The sequence below is a fragment of the uncultured Erythrobacter sp. genome (genome assembly GCF_947499705.1).
Lineage (GTDB): Bacteria > Pseudomonadota > Alphaproteobacteria > Sphingomonadales > Sphingomonadaceae > Erythrobacter.
This window is the reverse complement of sequence record NZ_CANMPJ010000001.1, coordinates 794,132-818,078: the sequence shown is the minus strand read 5'-3', so window position 1 is coordinate 818,078 and position 23,947 is coordinate 794,132. Positions and strand designations below refer to the sequence as shown.

Genomic DNA, 23,947 nt, shown 5'->3' with positions numbered 1-23,947 from the left:
GTTAAAAATCAGGTTGTTGGTGGACAGGGCTGGATTCGAACCAGCGTACGCTTGCGCGGGCAGATTTACAGTCTGCTGCCTTTAACCACTCGGCCACCTGTCCACACAGGGCTTGCTGGAGAAAAGTCCAGAAATGGGTGCAAGACCGCATGCGATCCCGCTGCCGAGACGCGCCCCTTTGGCGAAGCGGCGCTTGCCTGTCAATGGGGCGGCTGGCAGGGGACCGTATCAACTTGCTCAATCGGGAACTGCATCGGAACAGGGCATGGCCAAAAACAAGAAAGAACGCGCACTTCGCGGCCGCGCGGGACGGATGAAGGGCGGACGCGGCTCGGGCAAAGGCACCGCAGGCCATGTGCGTCTGTGGGGCCGTCACCCGGTCGAGGCGGCGCTGAAAAATCCCAACCGTCAGCATCGCAAGCTGTGGGCGACCCGCGAAGGAATCGAAACTCTCGATGGCGAATTGCCGCCGGACTTTCCGGTGGAATATGCCGATGTGACCGACCTTGCGCGATTGGTGGCGAAGGATGCGCCACATCAGGGGCTTGTCCTTGAGTGCGAGCCGCTCGATGGGACTTTTCTGGATGAAGTCGCAACCGGCGATCCGTCGCGCCCGGTGGTCGTGCTCGATCAGGTTACGGACCCGCACAATGTCGGGGCAATTCTGCGGTCGGCGGCAGCATTCGGTGCGGCCTGTATCCTGACGCAGGACCGCCATGCCCCACCTGAAGGCGGAGTGCTTGCCAAATCAGCCTCCGGCGCCTTGGAGACTGTTCCATGGGTTCGCGTCGTCAATCTGGCCCGCGCACTCGATGAGCTTGCCGAAGCGGGCTATTGGCGGATCGGACTGGCGGGCGAGGCGGAAGAGACGCTCGCCGCAGGGCTGCCGGCTGGTCCGGTGGCCTTGGTACTTGGAGCCGAAGGGGAAGGCATGCGGCACAACATCGCCGCGCATTGCGATGCGCTTGCCAAACTGCCGATTTCGTCAGCTATCGAAAGCCTCAACGTTTCGAATGCCGCCGCGATCGCGCTATATGCCGTGGCAACGCGTTAACCGCCCGCATTAGGCATTTGCTTAACCGCATACTGGGAGCATACAAACATGACCGCCCATTCACCGATCCGTCTGAAGGCCGCCGCAATATTGGCGAGCTTCTCTTTGTTGCTCTCCGGTTGCTTTATCACCCCCGGAAAGTTCACATCCGAACTGCAACTGACGGAAGGCAACCAGTTCACCTTTACCTATGAAGGGGAGATCTTCTTCCTGGCCATGGCAGACCTCGCTGCGATGGGAGCTTCCAGCCCGACATTCGAAGCCAATTGTTGGGATGACGAGACGTATGAGGAACGCGAGTGCACCGCCGAAGAACAGGCTCAACAGCGGGCCGATTGGGACGCCGGTGAAGCGGCTCGCGCTGAAAAGCAAAAGCGAGAAGCCGAGCAGATGGCCGCCATCATGGGTGGAATCAATCCGACCGATCCTGAGGCTTCAGCAGATTTGATCGAACTCCTCCAGAGGCAGAAAGGCTGGAACCGGGTCGAAGACAAGGGCGACGGGGTGTTCGATGTCAGCTACTCGATCACCGGCAATCTCACCCATGATTTCATGTTCCCATTGATCGAAGGGTTTCCGACGACCAACCCCTTCGTTCAAATGATCATGCGCGATGGCGATGTCGTGCGCGTCAACGCTCCGGGATTCGCGGCGCAGAACGGCGGTCCAATGGGAGCGATGATGGGCGGCATGCCGGGTATGGCTGGACTGGCCGGGATGGGCGATCCGGCAGCTGGCGGAAATGATGAGATGCCCAATATCCCGACCATCGAAGGCACCTTCACCATCACGACGAGCGGAACGATCCGCGCCAACAACACCGATGAGGGCTCACAGACGACCGCGTCCGGTGAGACGTTGAGCTGGGAAATCTCGCCGCGCACGCAAGCGGCTCCCACAGCTCTAATCGACATGTCTCGCTAACCAGCGAGGCGGATTTCGTTCTGTCCATAGAAAGACCCCGCCGAACCGAGGTTCGACGGGGTCGAAAAAGGTCAGCGCGAGGCGGTGCGCCGGAATCCTTCGGTGTTAGTTGACGGCGTCTTTCAGACCCTTGCCCGCTTTAAACTTGGGCTGGTTCGATGCCTTGATCGTCATCGGCTCACCCGTACGCGGGTTGCGTCCGGTAGACGCCTTGCGCTTTGCTACCGAAAAAGTTCCAAATCCAACCAAGCGTACTTCATCGCCCCCCGACAATGCCTTGGTAATCGCGTCGAAAACTCCTTCGACAGCGCTCGATGCGTCATTCTTCGATAGGCCAGTGGAAGCGGCTACTTCGCCGATCAGATCATTTTTGTTCATCGTGGGAACCCCCTAATTCTCTCTGAAAACTCGGTTACGGTGAATCGCCTCTCCGAAAGCACGCAAATTGAGACGTTTTTCGAAGGGCTGTCAAAGATAAAAAGCCCGGAAAAGTGCCGTTTTTGATCGAACAGCGAGCAATTGCGACGAGTTGATGCCTGCCTGTCCGATCTGCCAGACAAAACCGCCCGGATTATCGTTGGATTGCGCCGCGATTCGCAGCACGGACAAGAGGCATAACCGATCAGTGCGCGGTTGGCACGTCCGATCCCGAAGCGGCTGCCTGCGCGCCAGGCTGGCTTGCCAGATCGTCGGCCTCCGACCACTCGATCGGAACCGGCAGTTCGGTCAAAGCGTATTCGAGCACCTGATCGACATGACTGACCGGCTTGATCTCGAGGCCTTCCTTCACATTGTCAGGTATCTCAGCAAGGTCTTTGACGTTCTCTTCAGGGATCAAAACTGTTTTGATCCCGCCGCGAAGCGCCGCGAGAAGCTTTTCTTTGAGACCGCCGATCGCCAGCACTCGCCCACGCAAAGTGACCTCTCCGGTCATCGCCACGTCGGGACGCACCGTGGTCCCCGACAGGGTTGAAACGATCGAGGTCACCATGCCAACACCAGCGCTCGGTCCGTCTTTAGGCACAGCGCCTTCGGGCAAGTGGATATGGACATTCTTGCGTTGGAACAGCGACGGCTTGATCCCGTAGGCAGGCGCGCGCGATTTGACGAAGCTGAACGCCGCAGCGACGCTTTCGTTCATCACTTCACCCAACTTACCGGTGGTCTTGATCTCGCCCTTGCCAGGGGTGGTGACGCTTTCGATGGTCAGCAACTCACCGCCGACCGAAGTCCAGGCGAGCCCGGTCACGGTGCCAATCTGCGCTTCGTCTTCGGACATGCCGTGCTTGAATTTGCGCACCCCGGCGAACTCGCCAAGGTTCTCTGGTGTGATCGTAAGACTGGTCGCCTCTTTCTCAAGGATCTTGCGCAGGCTCTTGCGGCACAGTCGAGCAATCTCGCGCTCCAGTGTCCGCACGCCCGCTTCGCGAGTGTAGTAGCGGATCAGGTCGCGCAGACCCTCCTCGGTCAGCTCGAATTCTTCCGGCTTAAGCCCGTGCTGCTCTACCTGTTTGGCGAGCAGGTGACGTTGTGCAATCTCGACCTTCTCGTCCTCGGTGTAGCCTTCCAGCCGGATGATCTCCATCCGATCAAGCAGCGGTTGCGGCAGGTCGAGGCTGTTCGCGGTGGTCACGAACATGATGTCACTGAGGTCCAGATCGAGTTCGAGATAGTGATCCTGGAACTTGTTGTTCTGCTCCGGGTCCAACACTTCGAGCAGCGCCGAGGCCGGATCGCCGCGGAAATCCTGACCAAGCTTATCGATCTCATCGAGCAGGAACAGCGGATTGCTGGTCCCGGCCTTTTTGAGATTAGCGACAATCTTGCCCGGCATCGAACCAATATAGGTCCGGCGGTGCCCGCGAATTTCAGCTTCGTCACGAACGCCGCCGAGCGACTGGCGCACAAACTCGCGACCTGTCGCCTTGGCAATCGACTTGCCAAGCGAAGTCTTACCCACGCCGGGAGGGCCGACGAGGCACAGGATCGGCCCCTTCAGCTTGTTGGTCCGCGCCTGCACCGCAAGGTATTCGATGATCCGATCCTTGACCTTTTCGAGGCCATAGTGATCGGCGTCCAGCACTTCTTGTGCCTTCGCAATGTCTTTCTTGACGCGTGACTTTTTGCCCCATGGCAGGCCCAGCAACACATCGAGATAGTTGCGGACTACAGTCGCCTCTGCGCTCATAGGCTGCATGCCTTTGAGCTTCTTAAGCTCGGCCTTGGCTTTGGTGTTTGCTTCCTTGGAAAGCTTGGTCTTCTCGATCTTTTCGGTCAGTTCGGCGAGTTCGTCGCCTTCCTCTCCATCGCCGCCGCCCAACTCGCTCTGGATCGCCTTCATCTGCTCGTTGAGGTAATATTCGCGCTGGGTCTTCTCCATTTGGCGCTTTACGCGGCCGCGGATCTTGCGCTCGACCTGAAGCACTGAAAGCTCGCCTTCCATAAAGGCCATGACAAGTTCGAGTCGCTTCAACGGGCTGGCTTCGGTCAGCAATGCTTGTTTGTCGGAGACCTTGGCATTCAACGCTGCTGCAATCGTGTCTCCGAGCATACCGGCATCATCAACATCGCTGAGGTCGATATTGGCGTCTTCGCCGAGTTTCTTGTTGAGCTTGGTGTATTCGCCAAACTGCTCGATCACCTGCCGCATCAGCGCAGTGACTTCGCTTCCAGCAACGGTTTCTGGTTCCTGCAGTTCAACCTCAGCGAGCACGTAATCGTCTTGCGCGCGGAGCGAAGCGATCTTTGCACGGTGCGTGCCTTCGACCAGAACCCGCACAGTGCCATCGGGCAGCTTCAACAGTTGGAGCACCTGAGCGACCACGCCGACATCATACAAGTCGTCGCCTTCGGGATCGTCGCAACCCGGATCCAGCTGAGCGAGCAGGAAGATATCCTTGCTGGCCTCCATGGCCGCTTCGAGCGCCGCAACAGATTTGTCGCGCCCGACGAACAGCGGCACGACCATGCCGGGGAATACGACGATGTCGCGCAGGGGAAGGAGAGGAAAGTGCTGTGTCATTCTGTGTGTTCCACGGCCGCCGTTGGGGCGCACCTTTGAGGGAGAATATGGGAAGTGGTGAGAGCACCCGCAATGGGTTTGGCGAGTAAGCTGTGGAAGCGGAAAACCTCGCCTTAACCCAAGGGCGATAACGTCTTCGCTTCTTTTTCTGGAGAGATCGCGTGAACTACATGGCCTGGGTGATCGGCGGCTTTGCCCTTCTGTACTTCGCCAGGGCTGTCGAAGCCTTCGGCGATCTTGGCGCCACGCCAGCGGAAAGATTGCCATTCTACTTCGCAGCACTGGCCATGCTTGGTGGCGGACTGTTCTGCTTCTTCAAAGGATGGCGCGGCGCGATTGCAGCCATCAAAGATGGACTTGGCAAGGGTCGGAAACCGCAGACCCAAGAGAAGAAGGTGCCAGCCAGTCGGATTGTCATACCAGACACGTCTGATGAGTTTGATGCCGATGCAGCGCTTTCTCGCTACATGGCAAAGCGCACCGCTGATCCGACTGTGTCGGGCACCGACCCTGCGTCCAATAAACGCAGCTTCGGACGCAAGCAGTCCTAGTAGATTCGCGACAATCTGATCCCAATCGGCAATTTCCCTACCTCCACGTTCGCTGATCTGGTATGTCGCCATCCATCACGAATGGGTCGCACACGCTTTAACGCCAACCTTGGCTAAGCCGGAGGATGCGACCATGGCGCTCAACCCCGCCAATGCTCTTGATAAGAAATTGAAATGGGACGACTTCAAGAAGAAGGATGGCGACCCACCCGGAGAAGGCGAGTTTGCATACGCCGCCGAAACCGCCGTTGCGCTCGGCACGACCGGTGGAACCAATGTCGACCCCGTCGCAAAGTCGGATCCACTAATTTATCGGCTAAAGTCAGTCCCGACGGTCAATGTCACATTCGTCAAAACGAACTGGGTCATGAAGTATGCGCTTAAGTGGGACAAGAAGCACAAGGACGACCTGCTCGACCACGAGCAGATCCACTATCTGATCAGCGCGCTTGCGGGGCGGGACTGCCACGACGCGCTCAAGAAGATCAAGAAAACCGACTATGACGATACCGAAACTGCGGTCGCGGAAATCAACGAGGCGTTCGATCTTTTGGATGTCCAGGATATCCAGACCAAGTACGACGAAGACACGCACAGCCTGCCCACCGATTTCCCCGTGAAACAGAAAGCGTGGGCGACCGCCGTGCGGGCCTGCAAGACGGGCAACAAGCCGCTGCGAACCTCGCTGGAAACAGCCGGACTGATCACGAAACAGACCTGAGGCGGATTATCCGCGACACCGGGACGGGAGACCCATAATGCTCAAATCCACCTTGCTTTCCGGCAATCAGCGGCTCGAAGCGGCCTCAAACGGCCCGCCTTCAATCCGCAAGCGGCCGCCTGATGATGACTCAGATGCCGTACGCCGCATTCAGAAGGCCTTGGTCAAATTAGGTTTCAAACTGCCAAAATCGTTCAAATCCGGACCGAATGCAGAGCCCGATGGACTCTATGGTCCGGAGACAGAGAAAGCGGTGCGCGACTTTCAAAAGAAGGCATTCCCGAGCAAAATGAGCGAATGGGACGGTCGCTGCGGACCCAATACGTTGGCCGCTATGGATGCCAGGTTAGCGACGACAGCGCCGCCCAAAGGGGTTTACCTCCCGCCGCGCTCAGAGGTTTCCGTCTCTCGCTGCCAGCGCGCCAATCCCAACAAAACAGCAAAGCCCGGTACGAAGCCAACTGCCGGACCTCCCGCGACACCGCCCGGCGTGCCGATACCCTACCCTAACTTCTCGCTAAAGCGCGGCATGGTGAAACGACCAGCGGCTCCGCGACCGCTGCGACGCGGCAGCTGAACCGATTGCGCCCTCGCCTTAGACAGCGTGCCCGTCATGGCGGGCCGGATCGAATGTGTAGAAGCAACTCATCGTGTAGCGGATGCCCGCTGTCACCTCTTTGACGCCGTGAAGGTATTGAGCGGTCGAGGGGAAATAGGCGAGCGTGCGCGGTCCCACGTCGGGCGTGAAGCCATGTTTGGGAAAGTGGATCGCGCCGCCCTCATACTCATCGTTGAGATAGATGATCGAGGCAAAGGCCCGCCACGGTGTCTGGTTCGGTCGCCCGTCTGGCTGCTCGCAATCTGCATGCGCCGCCTGCTTGTCGCCGGGCCGCCAGCGGACGAGTTGCAGAGTGTCACCATAGATCGGCTGATCGATCCGATAGTGCTCGACGATATGCCGCGCCGTCCGCTTGCGGATGCGTTGCATCGTCTTGAGTATCTTGATCGGCATTGACCGGGGGTTGATCATGCGGCCGTGCCAGATGTCGTTTTCCGGCAGATAGGTTTCCCAGCCCGCGTCTTTCCTACTGGTATAGGCGACCAACTGAGCGCGCTCTTTCTCAGAGATGAATTCGGGGACCAGCCCGATCGGATTGCCATTTAAGCTGCGCGCATGGCGCACCTTTGCTGGTGCTTTCTTTTTGACCGGAATGACAAGCGGAACTGCACCCGGTTGACCGCCCGACATGCCGGGCAGAACTGTTGGCCGTGGAATTGCACCACCGTTCGATCCGAATACCAGCCCGGAACCGCCCGCCCCACTTTTCGAATTCGTCATCCGGCTCCCCCAAGCGCGGGCGTGTTCAGTGTGATTGGCTACATCACCCCATGCCTGGCAGATTGAAGCCAGGCGGCAGTCCCATACCGCTCTGCATGTTCTTCATCTCCTCAGCGGAAACCCGGTCCGCCTTATCGCGCGCGTCATTGAACGCAGCGGTCACGAGGTCTTCGACCATGTGCTTTTCTTCAACCTTCATCAGACTGTCGTCGATGTTAACACCGAGAATACGACCCTTTGCGGTCGCGCGAACCTTCACCAATCCGCCTCCGGCTGCGCCTTCGACTTCAATGCTGTCGAGCTTCACCTGCATGTCGCTCATTTGGTTCTGGATCGTCTCGGCCGCTTGCTGAGCGGCCTGCATCATTTCTTCCATCGATTTCATCGGGGTTTCTCCATTGAGTTCATCTGCCGCCTGATACGCGCGCAACATTGTCGTGCGGCTCGATCAGTTCGGCATCGGGAAAGGCTTCGAATGCGGCTTTGACCAGCGGGTCAGAGCGGATGCGGTCGCCAGCTGCCTTTGCTTCGGCTTCCGCCTGTTCGCGCAGGGAAGACTCGGCGTCTCCGGTCCCCTTTTCGACCATCCAGCGTTTGCCGGTCAGTTTGAACAGAGCATCGCGAATATCGGGTGCGGGATCGTCGGTGAAGCTGTCTGCCTGCTCGTAAACAAGCCTTTCAGGCCCAAGTTCAATCACCCGTACGCGGTCGCGCATCATCTGAGCGACGCGCAGGTGCCCTGCCCGGTCCACTTGCTCGACCAGCTCAGCCCAATCGAGATGAGCCGCTGGCGCCGGTGCCCCACCCTGCCCCGCGGTGTCCGCAGTCGTGGGCGCAGGTCCTTGCGCGGCGATCTCTTCCAGCCGCTTCGCGAGCTTGCCGGGATCAGGCATTTCGGCAGCGTGCAGCGCGCGCAGAAGTGCCATTTGCGCCGAAACCAGCGGGTCTGGCGCCTGCCGCACTTCCTCGTGGCCCTTCAGTAACAATTGCCACAGGCGATGGAGTTGAGCGGCGCTAAGACGCTGGGCAAATTCGCCCAGAGCCGCGCGCTCCTCTTCGCTTGGTGCGTCGGGTTCTCCGCCAGAGACTTGCGCGACTGTAATCTTGTGCACCAGATCCATCAGCGCCCGCATCAAGGCAAGCGGCTCAACCCCCAACGAATATTGTTCGTCGATCCCGGCGAGCAGCGCCTTTGCATCGGCCTTCAAGAGTGTCTCGAGCAACCTTCGCTGAGCGCTCTTGTCGGCAAGGCCCAGCATGTCGCGAACACGCTCGGCGGTGACTTTGCTGTCGGAATCCAGATCGGCATGCGCAATCGCCTGATCCAGGATTGAAAGCCCATCGCGAACCGATCCTTCGGCAGCGGCAGCGACGATATTTAGCGCTTCCTGCTCGGCTTCGACGCCTTCCTTCTCGCAGACGTTCCCGAAATGGGTCGCGAGCAAGTCTGCGGGAATTCGTCGCAGATCGAAACGCTGCGTGCGGCTGAGCACGGTCACTGGCAGCTTCTCGACTTCGGTGGTTGCGAACAGGAACTTCACATGCGCGGGCGGCTCTTCGAGTGTCTTCAGCAACGCGTTGAACGCGTTGCGTGAGAGCATGTGAACTTCGTCGATGATGTAGATCTTGTAGCGTGCAGAAACCGCCGCGTAGCGAACCTGCTCGATGATCTCGCGGACATCGTCGACACCGGTGTGGGAGGCCGCGTCCATCTCGATCACATCGATATGGCGGCCCTCGGCAATCGCTGTGCACGGCTCGCATCGACCGCATGGATCGATCGTCGGGCCGCCCTCGCCATCTGGACCGACGCAATTGAGCGCTTTTGCTATCAACCGTGCGGTGGAGGTTTTCCCGACCCCGCGCACGCCGGTCATCAGGAAAGCATGCGCCAGCCGGTCACGCTCGATAGCGTTGGCGAGCGTGCGCACCATAGGCTCTTGCCCGATCAGCTCTGAAAAAGTCTGCGGACGGTATTTGCGCGCCAGGACACGGTAGGGCTGGTTCGTCTCTGCCGTTGGCGTTGGCGAAGTCGGCGCAGACGCAGCCGGAGCTGACGCTGGCGCGGCATCTGACTCTGAAACAGCCTCCGATGTAGCAGCTGCCTCAGGCGCAGGATCGCCGAACATGGAGTTCTGCCCAGCCGCCTCGAGTTCGGCAGCGGTAGGTGCGCTCTCGTCTTCGAGCTCTGGCAGGTCTGGATCGGAATCAGTCACGTGTGCAAGCTAGGCGCTTGCCGAACGTTTGTCATCGCGATCATCGCAGGATTTGATGGAAAAGGAGCCGAGCGAGCGCTTCCGCCAGCGGTACCGGCCCACTCCCCCTCCCAACCACCCGACATGGTTCAAATAATCGGGTGGTTGGGAGGGGGAGACGGGCTGGTACCGAATCAAAAAAGGAGCCGAGCGACCCGTCGCAATTCACCTGGGCTGCTTCCTTCCGGACCTGACCCGGTGAGCGAACGCAAACGTCCACCCGACTCCCGGAGCGCCATATGGCGGCCAATGGTTGAGAATTCAACACCGAGTATTCGGCGGACTTCCAGGCCACCCGCTCCCTCCACCCTTCCACCCGGAGCCTACCGGGACACAATCCGGGTGGAAGGGTGGAGGGAACGGCTGGCTTCAGGCACGGACCTACTTAAAATTATCGGCGTAGGCCTGAAGCTTGAGCGACTTCGGAGGTGTTGCGTGCACGCGCGCGGTGATGCCGTACTTATCGGCATAAGCTTTGGCGGCATCCTTGCTCGGAAAGTTGAGCTTCACCTGCGCCTGCGTGTCTCCGCTACCGGTCCACCCCATTAGCGGATCCGGCTTGCGCGCCTCGGATTGCTCGAATTCGAGAACCCAAGTGTCGGTCTTGGCTTTGCCCGACTGCATTGCGCTCTTGGGCTGCTGGTAGATACGTGCGCTCATGTGCTTGGTCCTTAAGTCACAGGCCCGATAAGCCAAACTTAGCCTCTATTGAAGGCGTTTTTCGTTTTGAGGCTTGGCTTTTCCACCCAAGGCTCATCAGGCCAACGATGCTTGGGATATCTGCCCTTCATATCCTTCACGACATCTGACCAAGCCGCGCGCCAGAAACCTGGCAAATCAGCGGTGACGCCTATCACACGGCCAGCCGGGTTTGTGAGCTTCAGATTCAGCGCATGCGTTCCAATCTTCGGATGCTGATCGAGGCCGAACAGTGCCTGAGCGCGGACCTCGACGCTCGGTGCAAGATCATCGGAATAATCGATGGCATGCCGGCTCTGGGCGGGCGACGTGAAATGTGTCGGCGCCTTCTCATTGAGCGCGCGTCGGTCGTTCCAATCCAATTGGCCGAGCACTGCCTCAGCGAGCTTGCCTGGCGCAACATCGAGTTTTCGTCGCCCTTGCAGCAGCGGTGCCAGCCAGAGCTCCGAGGTTTCTCGCAAGGTGTCGATCGAAAGAGTATCAAGTTCGGCAAACTGGGCCCGCGCGAGGAGTTCGGCCGGTAGAATGTCCACAAGGCTATCCAGAGCTTTACCCACAAGGATGTCCACAACGGCCTGAGGGTCGGGATCGGGATCGGGGGCGCTCGATAACAGGATCGAACCAAGCCGTCTCTCGCGCCGAGCCTCCACACGATTTTCCGAACTGTTCCAGCGCACTATCGAACGTTCTTCCAGCTCATCTGCAAAGAGCGCCTCGACCTGTTTGTCGGTCAGTTCGATTCCAGCGGTGACCCGCGCGCCCTTAGCCTGACCCTGTGCGTCGCCGATCACGATCCAGTCCGCTCGGGCGAGCGGTGATGCCGGATCAAGCTGAAAGCCCCGACCACCTGCGCTGATCCATTGCTCACCGCTTTTGCCGCGCCGCTTAGCGACAAAATCTGGGCGAGCAAGCGCTAGGCATTCGGCTTCGTCGCATTCGAGTCCGTCTTTCGATCCAATTAACTTCTGCGCAGACCGCACCCAACTCTGCGCAATTCGCATCGCATTCGTCGCGCGCTTGGAACGGTCATCGCGCCATCGGCCAAGCCGCTGAGACAAATCCTCGCTGCGCCCGCCCAGCCCGCGTTCTTGCAACAGCATAACCAATTGCGCTGCCCGCTCGCCAGCATCGGAGCGCGCACCGTGAAGCACAGCTGCCGCGTGGTCCGGGGCCATTGGCATGCTCGCAATCTGCTCACCCAAAGGCGTGGTTCGACCATCGGCGTCCAATGCTCCGAGCTTTTCAAGCGAAGCGCGCGCCGCCGCAATCGATGCGTCGGGCGGCGCGTCGAGCCAGCGAAGTTCAGCCGGGTCACTCGAACCCCACTTGGCGAGCTTAAGCAGCAGCGGAGCGAGGTCAGCAGTTTCGATCTCCGGTGGCGCGAATTCGGGCCTCCCAAGATGTCCGCCTTCCTCCCACAATCGGTACGCAACACCCGGCCCCTGCCGCGCCGCGCGCCCAGCCCTCTGCGCCGCCGCAGCTTGACTGGCACGGTGAGTGACCAGATGTGTAGTTCCGGCTGCGCGGTCGAACTGGGCATTTCGCGCCAAACCGCTGTCGACGACCGCTGTGACACCGTCGAGCGTCAAAGAGGTCTCAGCGATTGCCGTCGCCAGTACAATACGCCGCCTTCCATCCCGATCGCGCCGGATTGCAGAGCGCTGCGCCGCGGGTTCGACTTGGCCGTGAAGGGGCAGGATCGGCGTATCAGGAAGCTTTGCCTTCAACCGCTCTCGCGTTCGTTCGATCTCTGCGACTCCGGGCAGGAACGCCAGAATATCGCCCTCGCTTTCGCGCCACGCCGTCATCCCCCCGGCTGCGACCTGATCCTCTATCCGCGCCGAAGGGTCGCTGCCGAGCCACCGAATGTCCAAGGGATAACTGCGCCCCTCGCTCTCGATCACTGGTGTCTCATCGCCAAGCAGCCGAGAGAATCTCGCGCCGTCGATCGTCGCCGACATCACGAGCACACGCAGATCCTCGCGCAATACGGAACGCGTCTCCAACGCAAGCGCCAGTCCCAGATCGCTATCGAGATGCCGCTCATGCGCCTCATCGAACAGAACCGCAGAAACGCCCGACAATTCAGGATCATCGACCAGCCGATTGACGAGAATTGCCTCCGTAACGATCAGTATGCGGGTCTTCGCCGAGGTCTTGCTGTCGAGGCGAGTCATGTAGCCGACAGTGTCGCCAGCACGTTCCCCGAGCACCTCGGCCATCCGCTCTGCCGCTGCACGGGCGGCAACACGGCGCGGGCTGGTGATGATGATCTGACCGGTGCACCAGTCTTCACCCAGCAGGTCCGGCGCAACCGCCGTGGTCTTTCCTGCTCCCGGCGGTGCGATCAGAACGCCCGCTCCATTCTCCGCCAACGCTGATCGGATTTGCGGGAGGACCGCGCTGATCGGAAGTTCCTTCATTCTCCCTCCCAACCGAACACATCCTCGACGCCCACTCCGAAAAGCCGCGAAATCCGAAAACTGGTTTCAAGGCTGGGAGAATACCGCCCCTGTTCAATCGCGATGATTGTCTGCCGCGTCACGCCCACAGCATCACCCAGTGCAGCTTGACTCATTTGGCCATGGGCTTCGCGCAGTTCGCGCACCCTGTTCGTGATGGGAGGACTTTTGGGCAAAGGTCAGACCGACCGGCGCAAAAGGACTATCTGCGAGCCATACTCCGCGATCTGGCTCAAAACCAAACTCGTCAGAACGATATGGAACATCACATTCCCGTCCTGCGCAAAGATGAAATGTCCCATCCCCACCAGCACGCCAAAGCCGAGAATGTAAGAAGAATAGTGCGCTGCCCTGTCCTGCACCAACTGCTCGCGTTCGTCGGCAGGCTGGTTCGCATCCTTGAGAGATGTCGCCACCAACCCGAGCTGCACAGCGATGGCTCCGAGGACGACAAAAAGCACAAAGGGGATCGCAGCGAACGACGGTGGCACGCCATCGATCAGGACAAGTTTGAAATAGAAGGCGCCAACAAGCGCGAGCAACGCGCCCATACCCCAAGCGGATTTTTCTCTGAACGACATCGCGTCACCTCACATGTTAAAAATCTTTTACACGTGTGGTAGCTCGAACCGGCGATGTCAAATATTTTTTACAACGGCTAATATCCGCGCGCGACCGCGAACTGGGCCGCTTCCGCCATGGCCTGACGTGCCTTGCCGTCAGGGAAGATCGAAATTGCATCAATTGCTCGCTGAACAAAGTGTCGTGCACGCTCGCGCGTGTCCTCGACCGCGTTATGGCGCTCGATGTAGCGGATGGCCTCCGCCAGATCGTCGTCTGAGGTCCGATGGCCCGCAATCGCATCTTTCCAGAACTTGCGCTCTGCCTCGTCTCCGCGCGCATAGGCCAGGATAACCGGCAAGGTCATTTTGCCTTCGCGGAAGTCATCGCCCTGATCTTTGCCCATTTCCGCCGCGTCGGAATCGTAATCGATAGCATCGTCAACCAGTTGGAAGGCCACACCAAGATTGCGTCCGTAGTCTTCCAGCGCGCGTTCTTGCTCTTCGCTGCATTCCGCCACCACCGCGCTGATCTGGCTCGCCGCCGCAAACAGAGCGGCGGTCTTCGCGCCGATGATGTGGAGATAACGTTCTTCGCTTGTCTCGATCTGGCGCTGTGCTGTCAGCTGATTGACTTCGCCCTCTGCGATCACCGCACTGGCGTGGCTGAGGATGCGTAGCACCTTGAGCGAACCGTCCTCGGTCATCAGCTCGAATGCGCGGCTGAACAGGAAATCGCCCACCAGTACCGTTGCCGGATTGCCGAAGATGATATTGGCCGCAGCCTTACCGCGCCTGAGTTCGCTGCCATCGACAACATCGTCATGCAGCAAAGTCGCGGTGTGGATGAACTCAACCGCAGCGGCGAGCTTGTGGTGACGGTCGCCCTGATATCCGACCAATTCGGCACCAGCGAGCGTCAGCATTGGACGCAATCGCTTACCTCCGCCCGAAATCAGATGTCCGGCAAGCCGAGGGATGAGCGGAATTTCGCTCTGCATACGCTCTAGAATGACGGAGTTGACCGAGTTCATTCCGCTGGCTGTCAGCGACAACATGGGATCGAGTGTCGGCCGCTTGCGCGGAAGGGGTACGACGTCGGCACTCATGATGATTGCGCATTTGGGGGAGCCCAGCGCGCTTGGCAAGCGCTGAATTGTTGCTAGCTTCGCGGCCTATGACGGATTCTATGCAACCTGCGCCCGATGGCGAGAAAACGCCCGATCAGGTGCTCGGCGCCTTTCGCAAAAGCATCGACAATATCGATGCGGCGATCATCCATATGCTGGCGGAGCGCTTTCGCATCACTCAGGCTGTCGGCGAGTACAAGGCGAAGGTGACGTTGCCTCCAGCTGACCCTGATCGCGAACAAAGGCAGATAACCCGGCTGCGTGCGCTCTCGGAGGAAGCCGACCTTGATCCCGAATTCAGCGAGAAGTTCCTGCGCTTCATCATCGAAGAAGTGATCCGCCACCATGAGAAAGCGCGCGGCAATTAACGCTTGGGGGCGTTTCTTGCCGGTATAGTGTCGCCGACCTTCGGTGCCGGAGGTGGTGGAGGCGGCAAATCCTTGAGAGCGGGCGAACCCGGGGGAATTGCCGTCCCATTCTCCAGCGATTCAAGCACATCGATCCGCGACCGAATCGCTTCACTCCGATCCCGCAACAACCGCCGTTCGCTGCGGGTCAGGCGAACGAGATTACCATTCGCATCGCGTGCGAAACGCCCTTGTCCGGGGTAGATCAAACTGTCCAACCGGCAGCGCTCATTGCGAATGACTTCTTCGCTGCATTCCGGGCCAATGCCAGTCTGGTCGATCTCAGGCGGCGCATAGGGATTGTTGAAGACAGTGCGTTCGCCCCCAAACCCGTCAGCCGGAACTCTGGCACATCCCGTCACCATCAATGCCGCGACGACAATTGCCCCAAATCCTTTGTGCATCGGACCAGCCTTCAGTTTCCTAAACGGCGAACAGAAGCCTCAAAAGGTTTGAACGGCGTCTGAATTCGGATGCATAAAGAATGAGGGCACGTTGGCAGATTCTGCCGTCCGTGCCCTCGAGTATCCGAGCCAGTTGAAAGGGGTTGGCTGCGGAATTGGCCGGCAGGGTTTTTGGGGCCTTTCGGCTGCCGGTTATGAGAGAGGATTACCGCGGTGACCGGCGGTTGGCGCGGCGTGGCTTTTTCGCGCCCTGTTTGCGCGACGTGTTGACCGTGCGATTGACTTGCCCGTTGCTGCGGGTGGTTGTGCGGTCGCGGCTGTAGAGGGACTCACCTCGTGAGTTCGTCACACGCTGGCTTGCGCTCGAATTGCCCATCCCATCACGGCTGCGGCTTCCGGAAACATCGTAAGTGTTACCGCGCCGACCCGTGGCGGTGCCGTTGAAGGTCGATCCGTTGTCGGTGCGCACACGCTCGCCGTTGAAGCTGCGCGAATTGCCTTGCGGTCCGGTCTGCGTGCGGCTGACAGTGGAGCCGGTCTCGGTCCGCTGACGGTTGAGATTGCTCGAAGCGGTTTTGCCAGTGTTGGTGTTGGTGACCTGGCGGTCGCGGTTGAGGGTGCCCGCCTCGCGGTCAACAGTCGTGGTTTGCGTCGCCGTGGCGTTCGGTCCTTCAAAGGTTTTGGTGCGGGTCTGTTCCTGCGCGTTGGCGGCAGGAGCGACAGCGAAGGCAGCAATGGCGGCCAATGTCAGGGTCGATTTCATCATCTCTATCCTCATCCTAGCGAATGTTCGTTTGCGGGGCCGATCCGATCCCAAACCCACCATGTCGGGGCGGTGACATTCCTAGAACGAGGTTGCAGCGCCGACCCTTCGCGCTGGGTCAGAATTTCTCGTCTTCGTTGATCGGAGGCGGCGTCATCTCCTCTGCGGCAGGCTCCGCCGATGGTGTCTCAGACTGCTCAGAATCGGTCGGCGGAACTCCACTATCTTCAAAGCGCTGTTGGCGCCGCAATTGTCGGCGTTCCCGCCATTGTCGAATACGTTCGCGGCGTTCCTCTGGGGGAAGCTGGCGTAGGCGCTCGATCCGGTCGCGCATCTGAGGCGATTGAACGGCATCACGCTGCTCCCGAATGAAATCCTCGCGGGTCAATTCTTCGCCATTTTCGACACGCTCGCGCAGCTCTTCACGCCGATTTTCTAAGCGCACTTTGGCCTCTGCGTCGCGGCGCTCGCGAAAGCGGTCAAGGCGACCGCGTAGTCGCTCTTCCCGCTCGGGAGTGGGACCCATTCCCTGTTCGCGGCGGTTTTCGATGGCCCGGTCGATGCGGTCGTCGACGCGGTCGCGGCGGGTGTTTGTGCGGTTGGCCCGCACTTCGTCGACCCGGCGAAAGGCCTCTTCCAGTTCCTCAGGCGAGTCTATCGGTCCTTCGATCAAGACGGGCGCGCTCGCTTCGGGGACTATCGTCGAACTCTCATTTCCACCCGTTGGAGAGGACGGCTCCTCGGCCTCCTCCTGCCCGGTTATCGTTGCCCATACCCTTTCGGCTGAAGGGAGAGAGATCGGCAGATCACCAAACACACCTGTCGCCGCTGCCGTCGTGGCAAGCGCGCCCGCAGCAACCGCTCCAATCACCAGGCGCCGCGCTGACTGCCAGCGGTTTGTGCGTCCGACGCCTGAGCGGGTTTCCGGCAAAGGGTCCGGACGGTCCTTTGTTCCTGCAAGCACCCGGTCGGCGAAGCCACTTGGCAGCGAGGGCGCTTTGTCAGCCGTCAACAAGCGGCCAAGCGGACTATCGGGAGTGATTGGCGTTTCGTCGGTCATGCCGCTCCTCCGTTCGATTCCTGCTTGGCAAAAGCCTTCTTCAACGCCGCGCGGGCGCGGTGCAGCAGAGATTCGAATGCCTTGATGTTCATATCGAGCGCAGCCGCTGCTTCGATATTGGGCAGCTCTTCGTAATAGGTCAGCACAATCGCTGCTCGCTGTCGGTCGGGCAGCGCTGCGATGAGAGCGCGTGCAGCAGCGCCTTCCTGTTTTTCCTCGATCTGCGTATCGGCGAGCGGTGTTTCGTCTGCACGATCAGGGACCTCGCTGTCCGAATTACGTTTGGCAATTCGAAGGCGATCAATCGCTAGGTTTATCGTGACACGCTTCAGCCACGGCGCGATCTTGACGCCAGCGCGCTTGTCGAGGCGCGGTGCATGATCCCACAGTCTCAGCATGGCTTCCTGCGCAATATCCTCGGCTTCGTGAGCGTCGCCCATCATCCGGTAGGCAATCCGGTGCATCAGCGAGGCGTGTGCTTCGATTGCTGTACGAAAGGCGTGCTCATCTCGCGCGGCGATCCGCGCGACAAGCTGTGCCTCTTCGTTTGGGCGGTCGGATTGTAGCTCGCCGCTGCCAGTCATTATTTCCGCGCAAATGGCCCCGTTTGCGTGTGGTGATCGATCGCTCGATTGCCCCTCTAACGCGGGACGATGCCCAGACCCTTCGCCGGGGCGCTATTTTTCTTTTTCACCACTGCTTTCGGCGCGCGGCAGAGCCAGTTCGATCAGCAATCCGCCAAGGTCTTCGCTTTCGCCAATCGAGACGCTTCCACCGTAAATCTCCGCCACATCACGCACGATTGCGAGGCCAAGTCCTGTGCCGGGCTTGCCAGTGTCCAGCCGCGCTCCGCGATCGAAGATGCGCTCACGTTCTTCTTCCGGGATGCCCATGCCGTCATCCTCGACCCAGATCAGGCATTTCTCGGAATCGGGTTCATTGTCGACGGTAACGAACACGCTGCCACCACCATATTTGGCGGCGTTTTCGATCAGATTGCCGAGAATTTCATCCAGGTCCTGCCGCTCGATTGTAACCAGCGCGTCCTTGCTGCCCGCGATGTCCAGCCGGCCATTGGGATAGAGTCGTTCAACCGCCCGGCGCACAGCTTCTGCGCTCTGACGGACATTGGTGCGCGCGTGACCGATCGCCCTGCGTCCAACTGCTCGGGCACGGGCCAAATGGTGATCGACGTGGCGCTGCATCGTCCGTGTCTCGCGGAACACAGCCTGATTGAGATCAGGATCGCGCGCCGTCGCCGCGTTGGTCAAAACCGTTAGCGGCGTCTTCAACGCATGGGCGAGATTGCCAGCATGCATCCGCGCTTCTTCAGCCTGACGCTCGGAATGTTCGAGCAGTCCGTTCAGTTCTTCGACAAGAGGTTGCACTTCGGTCGGCAGTGGTTCGGTGATGCGGTTCTCGCCTGTCGTGCGAAGTTTCGAAATCGCTGCCCGCACCCGGCGCAGCGGCGAAAGTCCGTATCGGATCTGCAGCAGCGCCATAACGAGCAGGCCAAGGCCCAATACCGCAAAGCTCCAGACTAGAATCGAACGGACCGTTTGCAGCTGCGTGTCGATCTCTTCGGTCGCGCTCGCGACTGCGAATGTCCAACGCGTTTCGCTACCCGGCAGGATTACGGTGCGCTCGACTATACGCAGTGGTTCGCCATCGAATTGGTCCGAATTGTAGAAGTGCGCTTCACTATCGAAATGCTCCTCGTCGCCTTGGACGGCATGCAGTTCCAGCGTCCGGTCCCACAGGCTGCGCGATGGCCACGGTTCGTAATCCGTCCCGTTGATCTGGTAATAAAGGCCGCTGTTTGGCTCCAGAAAGCGCTGATCACCCAATGCACGGTTAAAGCTCACTTCGCCGCCCGGCATGATTTCCGCCGACGCAATCATCGCAGTCAGGATGTATTGTAATTGCTCGTCGAAATTGTTTTCGACCTGATTGGACAGCGCCCTGTCGAGCGCGATCCCTCCGCCCAGCAGCAGCACGAAAATCCAGCCTGCCGCGATAACGCCCATGCGCCGCGCGAGGCTGCCCCTGGCCTGCGGTGCGGCGTTCTGCGCTTGGTCGGTTGCTTCAGGCGCGTCTTCAGGTTCGCTCGCTGGCGAAACCGGGACCGCGTCGGAAGTCGCTCTGGAGTCAGGAGGCTCTTGGAGCGTCTTCGGGGTCGTCGAGGCTGTAACCGAGGCCACGGATAGTCGTTATCACTTCTGCGCCGAGTTTCTTGCGGATGCGCGTCACAAACACTTCAATCGTGTTGGAGTCGCGATCAAAATCCTGATCGTAGATGTGCTCGATCAACTCGGTGCGGCTTACCACCTTGCCCTTGTGGTGCATTAGGTAGCTGAGCAGCTTGTATTCCTGCGCCGTGAGTTTGACCGGTTCCCCGCTCAGCGTCACGCGGCCCGAACGGGTATCAAGCCGGACTTGGCCAGCTGTCAGTTCCGACGACGTGTTACCCGACGCACGGCGAATAAGTGCGCGAAGGCGAGCGATCAGCTCTTCGGTCTGGAATGGTTTGGCGAGGTAATCGTCAGCCCCGGCATCGAGTCCGGCGACCTTGTCTGACCAACTGTCCCGCGCAGTAAGTACAAGCACAGGAAAGTCCCGGCCTTCTTTGCGCCACATGCCTAGCACGGTCAGCCCGTCAATCTCTGGCAGGCCCAGATCGAGGATAACCGCATCGTATTCCTCGGTGCTGCCAAGGAAGTGGCCATCCTCACCATCGGTCGACAGATCGACAGCATAGCCGGTCTGTTCGAGGGTTGATTTCAATTGTTGGCCAAGAGTGGGTTCGTCTTCGACGATCAGGATGCGCATATTCCACCAATCTGCTGCGTGCCAAATTTGGGCGTATAAACCGCAGAACTCGTGCGCTTTTGCGCAGCGTGCGTCAAGGAAGGTGCAGTGCGAACGCTCACTGATTTCCCCGGTGTTCTGACGATTGAGTGTGAATTCGGATCAGCGTGAGCGATTGATAATCCGCCCGGTTCGCGCATCGACATCGACATACGTGACGCGGCCGTCCTTGATGAACTTCAGACGGTAGGCGCGTGCGGTCGAATCGTACGCCGGGCCAAGATACTCGCTCCCACGCATTTTCGGGAGCACGCGCCGCTCAATCTCGCGCAGCGAAAGCTGGTTGCCTGCGCGCATTTCCTTGCGCGCTTCGCCCTGATCGCTGCGACCCTGATCTTGACCGAAACCAGCTGCCGAGGCGGGAACGCCAGCGAGCATTGCAAGCGACAGTGCCGCGAGAATGCCTGCGAAGAATGATCGGATACGTTTCATAATGCTGTCATGCCTAGCGTTCGTGCATTGAACAAGTTCTGAATAGCGACGTTGCCGCCGGTTCAGTGTTGTGAACTTTTCATTCTTCTTCGTCTTCGAGCAGCTCGAACTTAATCGTTATCGATACTCCGGTGCTGACCATGCCCGGTTGGACAGGGGGAGCTGCGGCCATGTCGGACTCCGCCGCACTTCGCATCGCCACCTGCATGACCGGACCGCTGCTGCGGATCGCTTCGCTGATTTCAAGCACGCGCACTTCATCAAAGCCGAGCATCTCGGCATAAGCGGTGGCGCGTTGCTGCGCTCTTTCAACGGCGCGCCCACGCGCTTGGTCCTTTGCTGTCTCATCGTCTTCTATTGAGAAACTCGGACCGCTGAGGTCAGTGGCTCCCGCAGACACCAGCGCATCGAGAACCTGCCCGGTCGCCTCGATCTCGCGCAATTTGACGCTCACCCGGTTGGACACCTGGTAGCCGCGGAACTCGTTTTGCTGCGTCCCGCGATTGTAATCGTAGCGCGCGTTGAGATTGATGCCGGTAGTCTGAATGTCTTTCTCATCGACGCCTTGCGCTTTGATCTGATCGATCACTTGCCGCATCTGCACTGAGTTTAGGCGCATCGCTTCGACAGCTGTCGGAGCAGATGTACTCACACCTGCACTGATCGTCGCCATGTCGGGTTCTGCGGTGACGCTTTCGAAGATCGACAATTCGATCACCGGACCTTCGGATTCAATTTCGACGACCGCAGCATGTGCGGGAATGGCGAGCGCGCTCGCGGCAGCGGCGGTGGCGATGTAACGGATCATGGGTTTTGACCTCCCTTTTGGTTCGCAATGCAGCGGGTGGACTTTCGCAGCACTGAACCGGCTTGCCCGGCGTATCGCAAGACCCTACTTGGCGCTGGCAATGGCACAACCTCCAATTCTTTCCTGGGAAGGCCTCGGCCTGCAACAAGGCGGCCGCTGGCTGTTCGGCGGCCCGGATGTCGAACCTATCGACCTGCATGTTCTGCCCGGAGACAGGCTGGCGCTGATCGGGCGCAACGGGGTGGGCAAGACGACATTGCTGAAAATGATCGATGACCGGATCGAAGCGGATCTCGGCATGCGGCGGGTGAAGCCGAACACGCGGATCGTCTTCCTGGAACAGGAACCTGACTTCTCGCCGTTCGAAACCCTTATGGATTTCGCGCTTGCAGGCGATGATGCGCCAGCCGTGCACGAAGTTGAGGCAATCGCAGGGCAGCTCGGTATCGATATGGAGCGCGACGCCGAAACCGCTAGCGGCGGAGAGAGACGCCGCGCCGCGATTGCCCGCGCGCTGGCACATGACCCGGACCTGTTGTTGCTCGACGAGCCGACCAACCACCTCGATCTTTCCGCAATCGATTGGCTGGAGGATTGGCTAAGCCGCTACAAGGGCGCGTTCATCACAATCAGCCACGACCGGACGTTCCTGAAACGCCTCACCCGCGCGACATTGTGGCTCGACCGTGGAACGTTGCGACGCAAGGAAGTCGGCTTCGGCGGCTATGAAGCGTGGGAAGAGCAGGTCTATGCCGAGGAAGCGCGTGCGGCAGAGAAACTCGATGCCAAGCTGAAGATCGAAGCGCACTGGCTGGAACGTGGCGTAACCGCGCGGCGCAAACGCAATCAGGGCCGGCTCGAAAAGCTGTTCCAGATGCGCGCAGCGCGAGCAGCGATGATCTCCGACAGCGGGACAGCGAAGCTCAAGCTTGCGAATGACGACGAGTTCAAATCGAAGTCCGTCATCGTAGCCGAAAACATCACCAAGACCTATGATGGCCGGGCAGTAATCAAGCCGTTCAGCCTGCGCATCCAGAACGGCGACCGGATCGGGATCGTCGGCGCGAATGGGGCGGGTAAGACGACCTTGCTCAAAATGCTGACTGGTGAGCTGGAGCCCGATAGCGGCACAATTACGCATGCGCGAACCCTGTCGGGTGTGATGATCGACCAACAGCGCAAGCTGCTTGAGCCGAATGCTACTGTGCGTGATATTCTCGCGGAAGGCGGTGACTGGATCGATGTTCGCGGCAATCGCAAACATGTTCAGGCGTACCTCAAGGAATTCCTGTTCGATCCCAAGATAGTGGATACCAAGGTCGGTATCCTGTCGGGCGGAGAGCGCTCGCGGTTGTTGCTCGCCCGGGAATTTGCGCGAACAGCGAACCTGCTGGTGCTCGACGAGCCGACCAATGATCTGGATCTCGAAACACTCGACCTGCTGCAAGAAGTGATTGCCGATTTCGATGGCACTGTTCTGATCGTCAGCCACGACCGTGATTTTCTCGACAAAACTGTGACGGTGACGCTGGGCCTCGATGGGTCGGGCAAGGTCGACATCGTTGCTGGCGGGTATGAAGACTGGGAAGCCAAACGGCGCAAGCCGGTGGTTGGCAAGTCGAAGCAAGCGGCCACGCCAAAGCAGGCTGCTCCGCCCCCTCCTCCACCGCCGTCGACCAAACTCTCTTTCAAAGACCAGCGGGATTACGAGATCCTCCCGGCGCGGATCGAGGAGCTTGAGGCGGCGATCACCAAGGGTGAAACCATTCTGTGCGATCCCGATCTATTCGTTTCGGACCCGCAACGTTTCGCAACCATATCCAAGGGGATCGAGAACGCGCGCGCCGAAAAGGATGCAGCCGAAGAGCGCTGGCTCGAGTTAGCAGAAAGGGTTGAAGGATGAACGAACGGACTGCACAGCTGCACGCCGAAATCCAGGCCTGCACAATCTGCGCCGAGCACCTTCCGCTCGGCCCTCGCCCCGTCGTCCAGTTCTCGCCAAAGTCGCGCATCCTGATCATCGGCCAGGCTCCGGGTACCAAGGTCCATGCCAGCGGAGTGCCGTGGGACGATGACAGCGGCGAACGGCTGCGCGAATGGCTGGGGCTCGACAAACCTGCTTTCTACGACCCCGACAATGTCGCTCTGATGCCGATGGGATTTTGCTATCCCGGCAAAGCCAGCGGCGGAGATGCCCCGCCCCGCAAGGAATGCGCACCAGCATGGCACCAACGCATCCTGGACATGCTGCCCGACGACTGCTTGACGCTGCTTGTAGGTGCATACGCCCAAACCGCCTATCTGCCTGATACCAAGAAGCTATCCATGACCGAACGAGTCCGCCGGGGATCTGAGTTCGCGCCGTTTCTTCCGCTACCTCACCCTGCTTGGCGCGTGCGGCTTTGGGCGGCAAAGAACCCCTGGTTCGAAAGCGACGTTCTGCCCGAACTGCACGCGTCAGTCCGGGCGGCGTTGGAGGCATAGCTCC

At 59.6% G+C, this 23,947-nt stretch carries 26 protein-coding genes, 1 tRNA gene and 1 other RNA gene; 8 read left to right on the top strand and 20 right to left on the bottom strand.

Going from position 1 to position 23,947, the window contains the following annotated elements; translation table 11 throughout:
- Window positions 1–17 precede the first annotated feature (17 nt).
- Window positions 18–103, bottom strand: a tRNA-Tyr gene (locus Q0837_RS03800).
- A gap of 162 nt (window positions 104–265) precedes the next feature.
- Here Q0837_RS03800 and rlmB point away from each other — a divergent pair.
- Complete coding sequence (rlmB, locus tag Q0837_RS03795; RefSeq protein WP_298465487.1) at window positions 266–1,054, top strand: 23S rRNA (guanosine(2251)-2'-O)-methyltransferase RlmB; 789 nt, start codon at window positions 266–268, stop codon at window positions 1,052–1,054.
- Window positions 1,055–1,102: 48 nt separating this feature from the next.
- Entirely contained in the window at window positions 1,103–1,978 is an 876-nt protein-coding gene (locus Q0837_RS03790) for a hypothetical protein (RefSeq protein WP_298465484.1), read from the top strand.
- Window positions 1,979–2,083: 105 nt separating this feature from the next.
- On the opposite strand, the gene Q0837_RS03785 is transcribed toward Q0837_RS03790, so the two are convergent.
- Window positions 2,084–2,356: an HU family DNA-binding protein gene (locus tag Q0837_RS03785; protein ID WP_298465481.1), complete on the bottom strand. Its 273-nt coding sequence runs from the start codon at window positions 2,354–2,356 to the stop codon at window positions 2,084–2,086.
- 244 nt (window positions 2,357–2,600) lie between these two features.
- Window positions 2,601–5,000, bottom strand: a complete 2,400-nt coding sequence (gene lon / locus Q0837_RS03780; protein ID WP_298465478.1) for an endopeptidase La — start codon at window positions 4,998–5,000, stop codon at window positions 2,601–2,603.
- A 161-nt stretch (window positions 5,001–5,161) separates the two neighbouring features.
- On the opposite strand from lon, the gene Q0837_RS03775 reads away from it, so the two are divergent.
- The 3 genes from Q0837_RS03775 to Q0837_RS03765 all read left to right on the top strand — a co-directional run bounded on the left by Q0837_RS03775 (window position 5,162) and on the right by Q0837_RS03765 (window position 6,849).
- A complete protein-coding gene (locus Q0837_RS03775) occupies window positions 5,162–5,551 on the top strand; it encodes a hypothetical protein (protein ID WP_298465475.1) in 390 nt (129 codons plus the stop codon).
- Between the two features lie 133 nt (window positions 5,552–5,684).
- Window positions 5,685–6,272, top strand: coding sequence for a hypothetical protein (locus Q0837_RS03770; protein ID WP_298465472.1), 588 nt, complete (start codon window positions 5,685–5,687; stop codon window positions 6,270–6,272).
- A 37-nt stretch (window positions 6,273–6,309) separates the two neighbouring features.
- Window positions 6,310–6,849 carry a peptidoglycan-binding domain-containing protein gene (locus Q0837_RS03765; RefSeq protein ID WP_298465469.1) on the top strand — a complete coding sequence of 180 codons (540 nt, stop codon included), beginning with the start codon at window positions 6,310–6,312 and terminating at the stop codon, window positions 6,847–6,849.
- Window positions 6,850–6,867: 18 nt separating this feature from the next.
- Here Q0837_RS03765 and Q0837_RS03760 read toward each other — a convergent pair whose 3' ends face one another.
- The 9 genes from Q0837_RS03760 to Q0837_RS03720 form a co-directional block, all read right to left on the bottom strand.
- On the bottom strand, window positions 6,868–7,611 hold the full coding sequence (locus Q0837_RS03760) for a 2OG-Fe(II) oxygenase (RefSeq protein ID WP_298465467.1): 744 nt from the start codon (window positions 7,609–7,611) through the stop codon (window positions 6,868–6,870).
- A gap of 43 nt (window positions 7,612–7,654) precedes the next feature.
- Entirely contained in the window at window positions 7,655–7,996 is a 342-nt protein-coding gene (locus Q0837_RS03755) for a YbaB/EbfC family nucleoid-associated protein (RefSeq protein ID WP_298465464.1), read from the bottom strand.
- Window positions 7,997–8,015: 19 nt separating this feature from the next.
- A complete protein-coding gene (locus tag Q0837_RS03750; protein WP_298465462.1) occupies window positions 8,016–9,827 on the bottom strand; it encodes a DNA polymerase III subunit gamma/tau in 1,812 nt (603 codons plus the stop codon).
- A gap of 175 nt (window positions 9,828–10,002) precedes the next feature.
- Window positions 10,003–10,097: signal recognition particle sRNA small type (gene ffs / locus Q0837_RS03745), an RNA gene on the bottom strand.
- 150 nt (window positions 10,098–10,247) lie between these two features.
- Window positions 10,248–10,526, bottom strand: coding sequence for an ETC complex I subunit (locus Q0837_RS03740; protein WP_298465460.1), 279 nt, complete (start codon window positions 10,524–10,526; stop codon window positions 10,248–10,250).
- Window positions 10,527–10,564: 38 nt separating this feature from the next.
- On the bottom strand, window positions 10,565–12,988 hold the full coding sequence (hrpB, locus tag Q0837_RS03735) for an ATP-dependent helicase HrpB (RefSeq protein ID WP_298465458.1): 2,424 nt from the start codon (window positions 12,986–12,988) through the stop codon (window positions 10,565–10,567).
- Window positions 12,985–13,203, bottom strand: coding sequence for a helix-turn-helix transcriptional regulator (locus Q0837_RS03730; RefSeq protein ID WP_298465456.1), 219 nt, complete (start codon window positions 13,201–13,203; stop codon window positions 12,985–12,987). Before Q0837_RS03730 ends, hrpB begins: the two co-directional genes overlap by 4 nt.
- A 3-nt stretch (window positions 13,204–13,206) precedes the next feature.
- Window positions 13,207–13,608 carry a hypothetical protein gene (locus tag Q0837_RS03725; protein WP_298465453.1) on the bottom strand — a complete coding sequence of 134 codons (402 nt, stop codon included), beginning with the start codon at window positions 13,606–13,608 and terminating at the stop codon, window positions 13,207–13,209.
- A 77-nt stretch (window positions 13,609–13,685) separates the two neighbouring features.
- Window positions 13,686–14,696 (bottom strand): polyprenyl synthetase family protein, encoded by a 1,011-nt coding sequence (locus Q0837_RS03720; RefSeq protein ID WP_298465448.1) that lies wholly within the window; start codon window positions 14,694–14,696, stop codon window positions 13,686–13,688.
- Between the two features lie 80 nt (window positions 14,697–14,776).
- On the opposite strand from Q0837_RS03720, the gene Q0837_RS03715 reads away from it, so the two are divergent.
- Window positions 14,777–15,085, top strand: coding sequence for a chorismate mutase (locus Q0837_RS03715; RefSeq protein ID WP_298469753.1), 309 nt, complete (start codon window positions 14,777–14,779; stop codon window positions 15,083–15,085).
- Here Q0837_RS03715 and Q0837_RS03710 read toward each other — a convergent pair.
- From Q0837_RS03710 to Q0837_RS03675, 8 genes are all read right to left on the bottom strand, one after another.
- A complete protein-coding gene (locus tag Q0837_RS03710; RefSeq protein ID WP_298465445.1) occupies window positions 15,082–15,528 on the bottom strand; it encodes a hypothetical protein in 447 nt (148 codons plus the stop codon). The genes Q0837_RS03715 and Q0837_RS03710 overlap by 4 nt on opposite strands.
- Window positions 15,529–15,733: 205 nt before the next feature.
- Window positions 15,734–16,294, bottom strand: a complete 561-nt coding sequence (locus Q0837_RS03705; RefSeq protein ID WP_298465440.1) for a hypothetical protein — start codon at window positions 16,292–16,294, stop codon at window positions 15,734–15,736.
- Window positions 16,295–16,409: 115 nt separating this feature from the next.
- Window positions 16,410–17,351, bottom strand: coding sequence for a hypothetical protein (locus Q0837_RS03700; protein WP_298465438.1), 942 nt, complete (start codon window positions 17,349–17,351; stop codon window positions 16,410–16,412).
- On the bottom strand, window positions 17,348–17,935 hold the full coding sequence (locus Q0837_RS03695; RefSeq protein WP_298465435.1) for a sigma-70 family RNA polymerase sigma factor: 588 nt from the start codon (window positions 17,933–17,935) through the stop codon (window positions 17,348–17,350). Before Q0837_RS03695 ends, Q0837_RS03700 begins: the two co-directional genes overlap by 4 nt.
- Before the next feature lie 93 nt (window positions 17,936–18,028).
- Window positions 18,029–19,378, bottom strand: a complete 1,350-nt coding sequence (locus Q0837_RS03690) for a HAMP domain-containing sensor histidine kinase (protein WP_298469749.1) — start codon at window positions 19,376–19,378, stop codon at window positions 18,029–18,031.
- A gap of 121 nt (window positions 19,379–19,499) precedes the next feature.
- A complete protein-coding gene (locus Q0837_RS03685; RefSeq protein WP_298465432.1) occupies window positions 19,500–20,180 on the bottom strand; it encodes a response regulator transcription factor in 681 nt (226 codons plus the stop codon).
- 141 nt (window positions 20,181–20,321) lie between these two features.
- Window positions 20,322–20,651: a PepSY domain-containing protein gene (locus Q0837_RS03680; RefSeq protein ID WP_298465429.1), complete on the bottom strand. Its 330-nt coding sequence runs from the start codon at window positions 20,649–20,651 to the stop codon at window positions 20,322–20,324.
- Window positions 20,652–20,730: 79 nt separating this feature from the next.
- Entirely contained in the window at window positions 20,731–21,459 is a 729-nt protein-coding gene (locus tag Q0837_RS03675; RefSeq protein ID WP_298465426.1) for an SIMPL domain-containing protein, read from the bottom strand.
- Between the two features lie 100 nt (window positions 21,460–21,559).
- Between Q0837_RS03675 and Q0837_RS03670 the strand changes: the two genes are divergently transcribed.
- A complete protein-coding gene (locus Q0837_RS03670; RefSeq protein ID WP_298465423.1) occupies window positions 21,560–23,362 on the top strand; it encodes an ABC-F family ATP-binding cassette domain-containing protein in 1,803 nt (600 codons plus the stop codon).
- A complete protein-coding gene (locus Q0837_RS03665; RefSeq protein ID WP_298465420.1) occupies window positions 23,359–23,943 on the top strand; it encodes a uracil-DNA glycosylase family protein in 585 nt (194 codons plus the stop codon). The genes Q0837_RS03670 and Q0837_RS03665 overlap by 4 nt, the downstream gene beginning before the upstream one ends.
- The last annotated feature ends 4 nt before the right edge of the window (window positions 23,944–23,947 follow it).